10 protein-coding genes are annotated in these 15,485 nt (G+C 40.3%); all 10 read left to right on the forward strand.

Going from position 1 to position 15,485, the window contains the following annotated elements:
- Positions 1–12 precede the first annotated feature (12 nt).
- A complete protein-coding gene (locus HMPREF9073_RS00290) occupies positions 13–783 on the forward strand; it encodes a ParA family protein (RefSeq protein ID WP_009411987.1) in 771 nt (256 codons plus the stop codon).
- A complete protein-coding gene (locus tag HMPREF9073_RS00295; RefSeq protein ID WP_009411988.1) occupies positions 783–1,715 on the forward strand; it encodes a ParB/RepB/Spo0J family partition protein in 933 nt (310 codons plus the stop codon). The genes HMPREF9073_RS00290 and HMPREF9073_RS00295 overlap by 1 nt, the downstream gene beginning before the upstream one ends.
- Positions 1,708–2,328 carry a DUF5683 domain-containing protein gene (locus HMPREF9073_RS00300; RefSeq protein WP_009411989.1) on the forward strand — a complete coding sequence of 207 codons (621 nt, stop codon included), beginning with the start codon at positions 1,708–1,710 and terminating at the stop codon, positions 2,326–2,328. The genes HMPREF9073_RS00295 and HMPREF9073_RS00300 overlap by 8 nt, the downstream gene beginning before the upstream one ends.
- Positions 2,329–2,330: 2 nt before the next feature.
- On the forward strand, positions 2,331–4,022 hold the full coding sequence (gene dld / locus HMPREF9073_RS00305; protein WP_009411990.1) for a D-lactate dehydrogenase: 1,692 nt from the start codon (positions 2,331–2,333) through the stop codon (positions 4,020–4,022).
- A gap of 204 nt (positions 4,023–4,226) precedes the next feature.
- Complete coding sequence (locus tag HMPREF9073_RS00310) at positions 4,227–7,268, forward strand: TonB-dependent receptor (protein ID WP_009411991.1); 3,042 nt, start codon at positions 4,227–4,229, stop codon at positions 7,266–7,268.
- Between the two features lie 12 nt (positions 7,269–7,280).
- Entirely contained in the window at positions 7,281–8,951 is a 1,671-nt protein-coding gene (locus HMPREF9073_RS00315) for a RagB/SusD family nutrient uptake outer membrane protein (protein WP_009411992.1), read from the forward strand.
- Positions 8,952–8,969: 18 nt separating this feature from the next.
- On the forward strand, positions 8,970–10,472 hold the full coding sequence (locus HMPREF9073_RS00320; protein ID WP_009411993.1) for a hypothetical protein: 1,503 nt from the start codon (positions 8,970–8,972) through the stop codon (positions 10,470–10,472).
- A 107-nt stretch (positions 10,473–10,579) separates the two neighbouring features.
- Positions 10,580–11,377 (forward strand): hypothetical protein, encoded by a 798-nt coding sequence (locus HMPREF9073_RS00325; RefSeq protein WP_009411994.1) that lies wholly within the window; start codon positions 10,580–10,582, stop codon positions 11,375–11,377.
- A 54-nt stretch (positions 11,378–11,431) separates the two neighbouring features.
- Complete coding sequence (locus HMPREF9073_RS00330) at positions 11,432–12,835, forward strand: aryl-sulfate sulfotransferase (protein WP_009411995.1); 1,404 nt, start codon at positions 11,432–11,434, stop codon at positions 12,833–12,835.
- A gap of 11 nt (positions 12,836–12,846) precedes the next feature.
- The gene (locus tag HMPREF9073_RS00335) at positions 12,847–15,177 is read left to right on the forward strand and encodes a family 20 glycosylhydrolase (protein ID WP_034554976.1); all 2,331 of its coding nucleotides are present in this window, start codon (positions 12,847–12,849) and stop codon (positions 15,175–15,177) included.
- The last annotated feature ends 308 nt before the right edge of the window (positions 15,178–15,485 follow it).

Genomic DNA, 15,485 nt, shown 5'->3' on the forward strand with positions numbered 1-15,485 from the left:
AACACTAAATCTATGGGTAAAATAATAGCTATTGCAAACCAAAAAGGAGGCGTCGGAAAAACTACTACCTCCGTGAACTTAGCTGCCTCATTAGGCGTATTAGAAAAAAAAGTATTACTCATTGATGCCGACCCACAGGCAAATGCTACTTCTGGCTTAGGTATTGATGTAGATTCTATTGAACACGGCACCTACGAGCTCTTAGAGCACACTATGGAAGCTAAAGATATGATTGTTCACACTAGCTCTCCCAATCTCGACCTTATCGCTGCCCATATCAACTTGGTCGCTATCGAGATTGAGTTAGTTGATAAAGAACAACGTGAGTTTATGCTCAAAAAAGCCTTAGAATCTATCAAAGATGAGTATGATTATATCTTAATTGACTGTGCTCCTTCCTTAGGGCTCATCACTCTAAATGCTCTTACAGCTGCCAACTCAGTGATCGTGCCTATCCAATGCGAGTACTTCGCTCTGGAAGGATTAGGCAAACTCCTCAATACTATTAAAAGCGTACAAAAAACCTTCAATCCCGATTTAGATATCGAAGGCTTATTGCTCACTATGTACGATGCACGCTTGCGACTCTCTAACCAAGTAGTAGAAGAGGTTCAAAAACACTTTAGCGATATGGTATTCAAAACCATTATACAGCGCAATGTACGCCTCAGTGAAGCTCCAAGTTTCGGCGAAACCATTATCAACTACGATGCTACCAGTAAAGGGGCTACCAATCATATCAACTTAGCTCAAGAGATTATCGATAAAAATAAAACTGCATAATGACGAAACCTGCTAAAAAACCTGCCTTGGGGAGAGGTATTTCAGCCATTTTTGGCAATAGCCCCGAAGTGGCTATCAATTCTATAAAAGATAAGAACGCCGATAAAATCGTAGGAAATATCATAGAACTCGAACTCGACCTGATAGAAACAAACCCCTTTCAACCTCGTACTTCTTTTAACGAAGAAGAACTACAAGGGCTCGCTTCCTCTATTAAAGAATTGGGGGTCGTCCAACCTATCACCGTACGCAAACTCGACGGCGAAAACAAATATCAGCTCATATCGGGCGAACGCCGTTTCAGAGCTTCCAAATTAGCTGGACTCAAAACAATCCCAGCCTATATCCGCATCGCCGACGACAACGAGTCGCTTACAATGGCTTTGGTTGAAAATATCCAACGCCAGGATTTAGACCCTATAGAAATTGCACTTTCTTACCAACAACTCATCGAGCAAGTAAACCTCACTCAAGACCAAATGAGCAAACGCGTAGGTAAAAAACGCTCTACAATCACTAACTATCTGCGTTTGCTGAAGCTCGCTCCTATCATTCAAACAGGCATACGCGACGGCTTTATATCTATGGGACACGGACGTGCGATTATCGCTATAGAAGACCCCGAACAACAAGCTGAAGTGTACCAACGAATCATTTCCGATAACCTATCAGTACGTGATACCGAAGAGTTAGTGCGCCGCTTGCAAAACCCCGAAACACCTAATGTGGTAAGTATTCAAATCCCTAAAAGCAATAGTAAAACTGAAGTACCTACTTATATCAAAGAAAATATGAGTAGCTTTAATCATTTTTTTGGCACCAAAGTTGCCGTAAAAATGAACAAAGATGGAAAAGGTAGCCTTACCATCCCTTTTACTTCAGAAGAAGATTTCAAACGTATTCAAAGCTTATTACACAAAAAAGATGAGTAAAACATTTGTTTTCATAATGGCACTCCTTTCCGGAGTGGGTATTTCGTACGCACAAAACAATACAGAGGAAGTGGTAGAAGTACCCTCCGATTCTATACAAGTAGCCGTTATGCAAGACAATATGAAAAAAGTTCCTTGGAATACCGACCCTCTTTCTCCTGCAAAAGCAGCTTTCTATTCAGCTGTCGTACCAGGCTTAGGGCAGATATACAACAAAAGTTACTGGAAAGTACCTTTGGTGTATATCGCTATCGGAACCCCTATATACTTCTATATACAAAACTCTAAGGAATACGATCGTTATCTCTCCGCCTACAAACGTCGTCAACAAGGATTTACCGATGATGAGTTTTATGGCAATCGCCCTGATGGACAGCCGCGCCTCAGCACCGACGGCTTGCGCCGAGGCATACAGTTCTATCGCCGTAATAAAGAACTTTCTATTCTTATAGGAGTAGGCTTATACGCCCTAAACATCATCGAGGCAAATGTCGATGCTCATCTCAAACAATTCAATGTAGATGAACGCCTTACCTTAGAACCTTTCATCCAACACAATTTCTTTACTGAACCTCAATTTGGTTTAACGCTTACCTATAAAACTAAGAAATAATAATGAACACACAAAACCTATTAGAAACCTTGCGCCACATCGTTGGCGCAAAATACGTTATTACCGACCCCTCAAAAACTGAACGTTACCGCACTGGATATCGTTTTGGTACTGGCAACGCAATTGCCGTTGTGCGTCCCGCTACTTTGTGGGAACAGTGGCAAGTACTCGAAGCCTGTGTTGAAGCCGATGTGATTGTAATTTCTCAAGCTGCCAATACAGGAATTACAGGTGGGTCTAACCCTTTTGGCAACGATTACGACCGCGATGTGGTAATCATCAACACAATGCGTAACGACAACATTCAGCTTATCAACGAAGGGGAACAAGCTGTATGCCTCACTGGGGCTACACTCAACCATTTAGAACAAGAACTAAAAGTATACGATCGCGAACCTCATTCTGTAATTGGCTCTTCTTGTATTGGAGCTTCAGTAATTGGAGGTGTGTGCAACAACTCTGGTGGATCTTTAGTACAACGTGGCCCTGCTTATACCGAAATGGCTCTTTTTGCCCAACGCAATGCCGATGGTAAATTAGAGCTCATCAACCACTTAGGCATTGATTTAGGAAGCTCTCCTAAAGAAATTCTCACTAATCTCCAAGAAGGCAAATACCAGCAAAAGGACATCCATTCCACTGACAAAAAAGGACACGACCACGACTATTGTAACCACGTACGCGAAATCAATGCTAATACCCCTGCCCGCTTCAATGCCGACCCCGCTCGCTTATTCGAAGCCTCAGGTAGTGCAGGTCGTTTAGGAGTTTTTGCTGTCCGTGTAGATACTTTCCCTGCCGAGAAAAAAACTGCCGTATTCTATATAGGTACTAACAATACAGCTGTACTCACCAAACTGCGCCGTGATATGCTTGGTACTTTCGAAGAAATCCCTATCTCTGGCGAGTATATCCACCGTACTGCCTTTGATATCGCTGCTAAATATGGTAAAGATACTTTTTGGTATATCAAAAATGTCGGTACTGAATACCTCCCTAAACTCTTCTCTCTCAAAGCGTGGGGTGACCGCGTAGCCAAAAAACTACCTTTTATGCCCAACCATTTCAGTGAAAAATTCTTACAATTCACCTCTAAATTAATGCCTCAACACCTTCCTAAAATATTGTGGGATTACCGCAACCAATATGAACACCACCTTATTCTAAAAATGGGAGGCAAAGGGGTAGACGAAGCACGCGCTTATTTGCAAAAAGAATTTGCCGATAGCACTAAAGGGGCGTTTATAGAGTGTGATGCCAAACTCGCTCAAGCGGCAATGCTCTTGCGCTTTGCAGTAGCTTCAGCAGCTATTCGCTATCGTTCAGTACACGAAGATGAGGTAGAAGATATCGTCGCTTTAGACATCGCTTTGCGCCGCAACGACGAGGATTGGTTTGAAAAACTCCCTCCTGAACTCGATGCTAAAATTCTTCACAAATTGTATTACGGACACTTTATGTGCCACGTATTCCATCAGGATTATGTAATTAAAAAAGGTTACAATTGTGAAGAAATAGAAGAAGAGATGCTGAAAATATTAGATACACGCGGCGCTCAATACCCCGCCGAGCATAACGTCGGACACTTGTATCACGCTAACGACGACCTGAAAAAATTCTACAATTCCCTTGACCCTACCAATAGCTTTAACCCCGGTATTGGTAAAACTTCTAAGAAAAAAGATTGGAAATAAGTAAACACACTATCTTATTAAAAGCTGTTTGATACTTTCGGACAGCTTTTTTTATGAAATTACCTCTTTTATGATCTGTTGATTTACAAACATTTAGAATCTATTAGACGATTTTATACCTTTTTTAGACAACAAAAGGAATCGTTTATGCACGTTATTTATACTTTTGTGTCATCAAACGATACAAAAACAAACAACCATTGTATGAAAAGAAATCTATTTTTATCAGTTCTACTATTATTAGTGAGTTGGAGTTATGCACAACAACGCACCATTCGTGGAACTGTCAGCGATGCTACTACTAAGGAGCCTTTGATGAGTGCTTCAGTAGTAGTGAAAGGAACTACCAAAGGTGTCAGCACCGATATGGATGGTAAATACTCCATAGATGTAGCGGTGGGACAGACCTTAGAAGTCTCTTTTATGGGGTATGTAACCCAGAATGTAAAAGTAACAGCCAATACCCCTGTGCCTTTGCACATTGCTTTGGCTGATGAACAAAAAAAGCTCGAAGAAGTTGTAGTTGTGGGGTATGGAGTTACTAAAAAACGTGACTTAGCAGGTGCTATCACCTCTATTAAAACAGACGATGTGAAAGCTGGGGTAGTAGCCGATATGTCGCAGATGCTCAAAGGGCGTGCATCAGGTGTACAAGTACGTCAGAATTCATTAGAACCTGGTGGTAATGTATCTATCCGTGTACGTGGTGCTTCTTCAGTGAGTGCCGATAATGAACCCTTATATGTAATCGACGGATTTCAAACCGACAATATGTCGCAAATTAGTATAGACGACATCGAGTCTATAGAAATCTTAAAAGATGCTTCTACCACTGCTATTTATGGCGCTCGTGGTGCCAATGGGGTCATCCTTATCACTACTAAAAAAGGTAAAGAAGGTTCTTTCAATGTAGAGTATTCTAACCAAACGGCTTTTAAAAATATGTATAACCCTTGGGATTTACTCGATGCTGGTGAAACCATTGCTCTTACTCGCCGCCTATATAATGAAACTGGGTTAGCTAAATATAATAAATGGACTGCTGCTCAAGCTACTTACCGCGGTAAAGGTACCGATTGGCTCAAAGAAACTACTCACGATGCTTTTACTGTATTACATCAACTTTCAGTATCAGGAGGTACCGACCGCCTTTCTGCTTTTATGTCGGCTAATTACCTCACTGAACCTGGTATATTGCTCAATACTGATTATAGCCGTTACGGCGGACGTGTGAATTTACAGTATAAAATTAGCCCAAAAGTAAGAGCTGGAGCTAATATGAACTTTTCCCAGTCTAAAAAGAAATTCTTAGATATGGGTACTATCTCTTCCGATAAAAATATAATGTACCGTATTTTTAACTTAGAGCCTTGGAAAAACAAAGAAGGTTTTGATGTCTTTGGAATTAAAGCTCGTCGTCCAGCAGTGTTCGAAGAAATGAATGGAGCTCAACTCTATCGCCACTTCAATACGATGTATGCTACCGCTTATGCCGATATTGACCTATTGCCTTCTCTTACTATCAACGGTCGTTACACTTATGCTTACGACCATCTAAAAACCGAAAAATACTATGACCGCTCTACCTCTATCGGTCAAGCTTATAAAGGTCAAGCCTTCCTTAGCCACGAAGAAAACGTAAAACACCAAATTGAAGGTGTTGCTACTTATCACCCTAAAATGGAAGGTAAACACGATATAAAAGTAACCGCAGGTACTTCTTACATTTATCAAAGGGGCAAAGGTGATGAAGTTCAAGCCTATGGTTTCGCTTCTGATGTCTTCTCCTTCAAAAACATCGGCGCTGCCCAACACTTAGATTGGATAGGCTCCGGAGAATCTTCTATCAAAAAAGGTTCTGTTTTTGGTCGTGCCGAGTACATTTTTAACAACCGTTATATCCTAAATGCTTCTGTTCGTGCCGATGGTTCTTCAGTGTTTGGAGCCGACTATCGTTGGGGAATTTTCCCCGCAGGCTCTTTAGCTTGGCACTTAGGCGAAGAAAAATTTATGGCTTGGACAAAACCCGTGATTTCTCGTATCAAATTGCGCACCAGTTACGGACTTAGCGGTAATGATGGTATCCGATTTGGACTCTCTCAATACCAATATTCTGTACGCGATGTGTACATAGGAGGTACTGAAGGCACTAAAGGTATGTATCCTTCCAACCCCTATAATCCAAAACTCCGTTGGGAAACTACCGCACAATGGAATGCCGGTATTGATTTGAATATTGCAAGTGTTGAACTCAGCTTTGATTACTACATCAAGCGTACTCACGATTTGTTAAACCCCGACCCTATTCACCCTTCTGGTGGTTTCCCTAACTATGTAAACGATGGCCGCCGTTTCGAGTATACCGCTATGATGGTAAACGATGGTGAAGTAGAAAATCGCGGATATGAAATAGCTATCAAATCTACTAATATTAATAAAAAAGGATTTACGTGGAATACCGCTTTCAATTTTGCTCACAACCGCAGCGAAGTGTTAAAACTCAATGATGGCAAACCTCGTTTCCAATACATACGCCCTCACGGTTCTTATGAAGAAAAAGAATATATGATGCTCAAAGAAGGTGAACCGCTCAGTGCTATCTATGGTTATGTGTTCGACGGTATTATCCAGCAAGGAGAACAATATGCCCCTCAAATCAAATCTGTGCCTGGTGATCCTAAGTTTAAAGACCTTAATGGCGATGGTAAAATAGACGAAAACGACCGTACTGTACTAGGAACTGGTATCCCTAAAACTATCATTGGGCTCAACAATAGCTTCACTTATAAAGATTTTGACTTCTCTTTCTTCTTTGAAGCTTCTTTAGGTGCTAAAATGCTCAACCTTACACGCATCTACCTCGAAGATAACAATCGTTTAGCCGCCTCATCCGATCGCTGGACTCGCGCTCACGCTTCCAATAGCGTTCCTCGTAACGGCTATCAAAAAAATGACGGTTTGCTTTATGGCTCCTATGTAAACTCTCGCTTCGTAGAAGATGCCGATTTTGTAAAACTCCGCAATATCGAATTAGGGTATACTTTCAATGGTAACAAATGGAATATGAAAACCCTCAAAACAATGCGTATGTTCGTAGGTGGTCAAAATCTGCTCACCTTTACTAAATATCAAGGTTTTGACCCCGATATCAGTACCAATGGTAGCAGTGCCATCGCACAAGGGTTAGATTTGAACTCTTATCCTGCTTATCGCACTATCAACTTTGGAGTGAAATTAACATTTTAACACTAAAAGAAAATGAAAACGAATTACAAACTATATATCTTAGTAGCTGCCTTAGGCTTATCATTTACAGCTTGTGAACTAAAAGAGGATCTCTCCTCTGTTTACAACGTAAATAATGCCTACACTACTGAAGAAAACGCTCAAGAAGGGGTAAATGGTATCTATAGATATTTAAACTCTGCCACTCACCCAAGTACCTTCTACATCAACGACCTTTCTACCGATGACGGATTCAAAGAAGGTAACGACTTCGAAATTTTAAATAATAATGGGCTTACAGGTAACATCCAATTATTAACAAGCTATAATGGCAATTGGCAAATGATAGGTTGTGCCAATACTGCTATTGATAATATAACAATGATACCCGAAACCCGTTTTAAAACCGCCGATAAGAAAGTAGAACTTTTAGCCGAAGCTCACTTTATGCGCGCTTTCGCCTACTATCAGCTCACTAACACTTTCTACCGTGTTCCTCTAATTACCAATGGTTACTATGCTGCTACCGCTAATCCTACTTTAGCTACTGTAGAAGAACTCGATAACCAAATTGAACAAGACTTGCTTATCGCAACTAATAATTTACCTCTAGAGTGGAGTGTAAACGGAAGTGATGCTGGTCGACCTACCAAAGGGGCTGCTTATGGTTACTTAATGCGTCTCTATATGCGTAAAGCAGGCCGCCTACGCGAAGAAGGTAGTGATGCTACTGCTGCTTGGCAAGCGGCTTTAGTTTATGCTAACCAAGTAATCGCTACTGGTAAATACACCTTGCTCGCGCACCCCTTCGATCCTTTCGACCCACGTACACGTGCTTCTCTTTACAACAGCGAAATTATCTTTGCAGTGCGTAGTAGTGAATCAGTACCCTCAGGAGCTTCCGATTTAGCACTCTATTTCACTTCTTGGGATTACAACAAAGGTTGGGACATCTTCAATGTGCCTTTAGAACTCTATTGGCAGTTTGATAGTAGCGACGAACGACTAACCCAATTTATCAAAGGCGAATTTTTAAATGTTAATGATGCCAATCAAAAATATGTCGCTCCTACTTTAACTCAAATGGGCACCCTCAACAACGAGGCTTCAAGCCCTCGTATTACAGAGCTCGCCAATGTGTATACCGATAAGTATTTCTACGAAAAAGCAGGTACTTACAATTATAATACACCCAACAACCTACCTCTATTGCGCTATGCCGATGTACTGCTCTCTAAAGCCGAAATACTCAATGAACTCAATGGCCCTAATCAAGAATCTGTAGATTTGATAAACCAAATACGCCAAAGAGCTTTTCAAGGTAGTTCTCACAATTACATCTTGGCTAATTTCCCTACAAAAGAAGAAATGCGTAGCAAATTGTGCGACGAACGCCTCTTTGAATTTAATATGGAAGGCTTGCGCCGTATCGACCTTATCCGTATGGGCTTGTGGAAAGATCGCTTAGATAAGTATATGGACACTATCAAACAAAAATTAGAAATTAAACAAACTAATCTCAATGCGAGAAGAGACCCTAATGTAGTAAAAAAACCTTACGACTTAAGCCCTCAATGGAAAGTATATCCTAAGTTCAACAGTCCTCTAAAAGTGTACGATATGCGTCGTTATTACCCTATACCAAGCGTATATAGCAATAAATTTCCCGACTTGCAAAATAACCGCTCCTTTAGAGAACAATAATTTTAAACATAACAAAATATGAAAACCTATACTAAACCTATACTAATAGTTGCAGCGATACTCAGCACCATCAGCTGTAGTAAAAGCGATGTTGACGGGCGTTTTAGTGAGAACCCTAAAAGTGAGATAGGCACACCTCAAACAGGCTCCGCTGATACTGCCAAACAAATCAAATGGAATTTCGACAACACCAACGATTGGATCAATGCCAGTCAAGGTGAAAATGCCAATGTTTCACAAACCTCTCTCGAAAGCAATACACAAGCTGAAGACGGTAAAGTAGTGAAAATCTATACCGAAGCCAATACGCAACAACGCAAAAAGCTCAAAACCAAAAAACAATACGGTGCTGGGCTCTATACTTGGCGTACCTATATTTCCGACTTGGGAGCCACTGAACGTGTGAGCATAGGTTCTTGGTTGTGGAATAGCGACAAACACGAACTCGATTTTGAAGTGGGTTCTGGTACCGCTAAAGAACGTGAAACCCTTAAAACTTCCGATGATGAAGTGATTGCATACATCACCAGTCAAGATAATCCTTTTGTACAACAAAAAATAAAAATCAAAAAGAATGCTTGGCATACCTTTAAAATCGACTTGCAATTAATTGGCGATAAATATTTTGCAACTTGGATTATCGATGAGATAAAATGTGCCGCTCAACAGCTTAACTACGGCCAAGAACACCCTTTCCACATCTTCTGTAGTACCGAAAACCTTAAATTTATAGGTGATAACTGGCCTTACCAAGAAAACTATGGTTTGTGGGATTATGTAACTTATACCCCTTATTCTTACTCTATAGCCCCTGTAGAACCTTCTACACAAACAAATCCAATAGACGAAACCCCTGAACCCGATAAAGGAGAAGTAAAACGCTGGGATTTCAATACTTTCCCTAATGATTGGGGCAAATGGACAAATGTAGGAGCCGACGGACCTGCCTTTAGCAAATTAGATAACGGCAAATTAATCCTTACCACCAATTCTTATTGCAATGTGTCAAAAGCATATTACAAACCTCAAGTAGGATATGGTAAATACACTTGCTCTATCCGTTTGCCTGAAGTAAACGAGTCGGCTAAAATACAAATGGGAATGATTCTCTATTTCTATACCGATACCCCAAAAACTATAGAACGCTTGTTCCAAATGGTAGCTCGTTATGGAAAAGATGAAGACCGCACTCGCCTCGGTGCTAAACAAGGTGAAATGCTCTTGTTTATCGCTTCTGCCGAACCTGGTTTGTCAAGCTACAAACAAGTCTTACAACCTAATAAAGATTATAAATTCACCATCGAATTGAAAAAAGCAGGTAATAAATATGTAGCGGTATATTATTTAGATGATAAACCAATACAAACACTTAAAACTAACTTTGGTGAAGATGACTTTAAGTTTGAATTAGGTATCAGTGCCGAATCTAATAGAGGCGATTGGCTACCTGGTAATAAACTGGAAGATCCTACTAAAAAATATAACGCTACTTTCAACTTTATTGAATATACCGCCTATTAGTAGTGAATCAATGTTTATCTCTATAAATGGCAAATTGATTTTTTCCAAAAAGGGGCTATCCTCTCTCATAGCCCCTTTTTCTTAAAAAAGAAAACTAATAAAATTATATGAAACAACTAAACCTATTTTTAACTTTTGCTTTTTTGAGCCTTTGTGCGAGTTGTAGCAAACAATCAAATGATATTCCTGAAGTAACCATTGATAAAACCAAAGTAATGCTATGGGATTTTAAATCTCTCAATGGTTGGTTATTAGGCAATCAGGATGAGGATTACCCGCAAGGAAAGGACAAAGAAACTTATGCTAAAGCAGTAAGTGATTCTTACGCCAAAGATGGATGGGCTATGAAAATATGGACAAAAGCTTATACTGAACAACGCAAAAAACAAAAAACAGTACACCGTTACGGGGCTGGTATCTACACTTGGCGCACCTACATTCCACCAATGGAAACTGGTGCGTGGGCAAGTATAGGCTCTTTCTTGTATAACAGTGAAGGACACGAAATAGATTTTGAAGTAGGCTCAGGTGATGCTAAACGCAGAAAGAAATTAGGCGCAAAAGAAGGTCAGGTCGTAGTGTTTATGACCAGCCAAAATAATCCTTGGGCTCAAAATGCTGAAGTACTTATAGATAGTGACCAATGGCATACTTTCCAAATAAAATTAACTATCAACCCTCAAAATAACCATTACATTGCTACGTGGCTCATCGATGGAGTACAACACCTCCAGAAAGAACTCAACTACGGACAACAATATCCTTTCCGCATCTTTTGCAGTGTAGAAAATATAGATTTTATAGGCGACCACATCCCTACTAAAGACCATTATGCTTTATGGGATTATGTGATGTATGAACCTTTTACTAATGCTATTGAACCTGTAAATCCTGATAATGAATAACGCTTTCCCTCATTAAAACAATTGAAAAAAACTTAAATATAAACCTAAATAAATATGAAAAAATCGATTATTATTTTGTTTATAACCATAGGAGTAGTTTTAATCTCTTGTAAAAAAGATGATAACATCGCTACTTATCAAGGCTCCCTAACTGATTTTTCGGTTGCTTTGAGTGGAACAAATTTCCTTCGTGCCGAAGTAACTGCTACTTTTAGCAGTGAAACACCTTTCCGCATTTTCTATTGGGAAGTGAACCAACCCTCACAAGTACAACACACCAATACTTATCAAGGAAAAGGAACTGAACACAAAACTCTGCTATTTCTAAAACCCGAAACCGAATACGCTTGCAAAATTAGCTATGGCAACGGCTTAGAAACTGAAGCAAAACACTTTAAAACTAAAAGTGTACAATCATTTTTGCCAAATGCTACTCTGCAAGAGGACAAACTAAAAGACCCCATCAAAGGATATCTGTTAGCAAACGACCGCAAATCAAATAATATTTACCTAATGGATATGAACGGAACTGTAGTGTGGTATGAACCCGTACCCGATACTCCTGCCGTAGTGAACTACAACCCTGATACACAACAATTCTATTTACTCACCGATGCTCCTTCCGAAGGGCTCTTTGTGTTCAACGCTAAAAAGCTAAAAATAATAGACCTTTTTGGCAATATTGTGCTACAAAAAGAGTTCGCTTCTATCCCCGAACTGAGAAACCGCGAAGTACATCACGAATGCCGCCCTCTACCCGATGGCAATATAGGTTTAGTAACCTATATTCACCAAACAGTAGACCTCAGTAGCAAAGGTGGCTCTCAAACAGATACCGTTACAGGCGACGGCTTTGTGATTATGAATACCCAAGGGAAAATCGTAAAAAAATGGAGCTGTTTTGACCACCTAAATCCACTTGACCACCCTAATATCACAACTAAAAAAGTGAAAGAAGACTGGATTCACGCCAATTCTATCGACCAAGATAGCGAAGGCAATTACTATATGACCACCAATCGCGATAGCGAGCTCTGGAAAATCAACGGTAAAACAGGCGAATTGGTGTATCGCGTGGGTAAAAATGGCACTATTAAACCTACCGAAAACCTCTTGTCTCACGGTATCCATTGTGCTGTGGTACAAGCTCCTAACGAAGTGTTAGTGATTGACAACGCACGCGAAAACAAAACTACAGGGTCAAGAGCACTTATCTATAAAGTAAACGAACATAGTAAAACCGTAAGTGTACCTTTGGAAGTTGCCTTGCCTAAAGGACAATTTTCAACCACTCGCAGCAATGTTCAATTCATAGATAACCAGCACGTACTTTTTGCCTTGAGTACTCAAAAACAAGTGCTCATTACCAACAGAAATACCACTCCTGAAATACATCGCACACTATTGTTGCCACAAACTTTTTATCGCGTAACCTATATACCAACAATCCAATATTAAACAATTTTCCAATGAAAAAACTTTTATTCAGCACGCTTGCCTTGTGTTTGATGGCTTGCTGTAAAGAAACAAAACCTGTAGTGAATTATGAGGTAATTCCACTACCACAATCTATTGAATACACTGAGCAAGAGCCTTTTCAATTAGATGCCAAAACGGTTATTACTTATCCGCAAGGCAACGCTTTACAGGAAAAGAACGCTTCCTTTTTAGCTTCTTATATCCAAGAACTTTCAGGAATGCCTATAAAAACACAAGCTGGAGTAACCAATGGCAAACGCATTGTATTGAAAACCGATTTGCAAAACGCAAACCAAGAGGCTTATCAGCTCACTGTAACAAGCGACCAAATTACTATTGATGGTGCAAGCCCTGCCGGTGTGTTCTACGGTATTCAAACTTTGCGCAAATCTATTGATGTAACCCACCCTAAAGCCTTAGTTTTTCCAACCGTAGTTATAAACGATGCTCCGCGCTTCGCTTATCGCGGAATGCACTTTGATGTGAGTCGCCATTTCTTTACTGTAGATTTCATCAAGCAGTATATTGATATACTCGCACTGCACAACCTCAATAAGTTCCATTGGCATCTCACCGACGACCAAGGTTGGCGTATTGAAATAAAAAAATATCCTCGCCTTACCGAGATAGGTTCAATGCGTAAAGAAACGCTTATCGGACATTTGCTCAAAGATAAACCCCATCAATTCGACGGCAAACCCTATGGCGGATACTACACTCAAGAGCAAATAAAAGAAATCGTAAAATACGCTCAAGACCGCTATATCACCATTATCCCCGAAATTGATATACCTGGGCATACCCTCGCTGTACTCACCGCTTATCCTGAGTTAGGTTGTACCGGTAAAGATTATGCTGTAGGCACCAAATGGGGAGTGTTTGACGATGTGCTTTGTGCTGGCAACGAGGCTTCATACAAGTTTTTAGAAGACGTTTTTGATGAACTTACCGAACTTTTCCCTTCTAAATACATTCATATAGGAGGTGATGAGTGTCCCAAAACACGTTGGAAAGAATGTCCTAAATGTCAGGCTAAAATCAAAGCTTTAGGTTTAAAAGGCGATGGAGAACACACCGCCGAGCAACAATTGCAAGGTTATGTAGTATCACGCATAGAGCAATTCCTAAAAAAGAAAGGCAGAGAAGTAATTGGCTGGGACGAGATTTTAGAGGGTAACAACATCTCACAAGATGCGATTGTAATGTCGTGGCGAGGCACCGAAGGGGGGATCGCAGCTGCACAACGCCACAACCGTGCTATTATGACCCCTCACTACAGTTTGTATTTCGATTATAATCAAGGGGAAGACCCCAGTAAAGAACCGCTTTCCATAGGTGAATACCTTCCCGTAAAAAAGGTGTACGACTACGAGCCTATCGACCCTAAACTCACTCCTGAACAAGGTAAATACATCTTAGGAGCACAAGCTAATTTATGGACAGAATACATCGCGAGTCCTGCACACGCTCAATATATGCTTTTACCCCGATTAGCTGCCTTAGCCGAAGTGCAATGGACAGCTCCCGAGAAAAAGAATTTTCCTAATTTCCTAAAACGTTTGGGGAACCTGCTAAACTATTATCAGTTAAAAGGTTATCACTACGCCAAACACATAATGGGAGTTACCCCAGTAATCCAACCAGCTGCCAATAAAGACGGCATTCAAGTAGAGCTCCTCACTGTAGGTGATGGCAAAGTGTACTACACTACCGATGGCTCTACCCCCAATGCGAGCAAAACACTCTATACCCAACCTATTAAGTTGAGCAATGAGTTACTACTCAAAGCTGTTGCTGTACATAAGGATACTGTAAGCGGAGTATTTAGCTATCAATCCTTATTCAACAAGGCTACTTACAAAAAAATACAATTACTCACCGAAACCAACCCTAAATATACTTTTGGAGGAGCTACAGCCTTAGTCGATGCCCAAATAGGTGAAGATTCTTATATCGATGGACATTGGGTAGGCTTCCCTGGTCGTGTAGGAGTAGAAGCAGTGATTGATTTGGGTAAAGAAGAAGAAATCAGCAATTTAAAAGCAGGTAGCTTAGCCGATACCCCTAACTGGATATTCCCCGCCTCAGAAGTTGCTATTTATAGTTCCCCCGATGGCAAAAACTTCCAACTCATCGCTCAGCAACCTTTGAAGATTGCCGAAAAAACCGACCCTATCAAGCGAGTACCTATCAGTTTGAACTTTGCTAAAACTAAAACCCGTTATGTAAAAGTAGTGCTTAAAGGTACTATAATCCCCGAATGGCACGAAGGTAAAGGCACCCCTGCCCTACTCTTCGTAGATGAAATCCAACTGAATTAATTTTGAAAGATACATTTTTCATACGTAATATTGCTTTTATTTAAAAATTGTGTAATTACACAATGGGGGCTGCCAGATAAAATCCGGCAGCCCCCTTTTACTATCCCCTAAAAACCTGTGTCACCTGAAACCTGACACCTAACATCTCTTTTACTTTGCCAAAGTTTATCTCCCTCCGCAACACTTACTAACTATTGATTTTTAATCACTTACGATTTCACTACCAAAAATAAATGTTAAAATATTTGTATAGCGTAAAAATTGTTCATACTTTTACAGCCGAATTAGACAACTGAGAACAATTTAAA

This window comes from Capnocytophaga sp. oral taxon 326 str. F0382, assembly GCF_000318295.1.
Lineage (GTDB): Bacteria > Bacteroidota > Bacteroidia > Flavobacteriales > Flavobacteriaceae > Capnocytophaga > Capnocytophaga periodontitidis.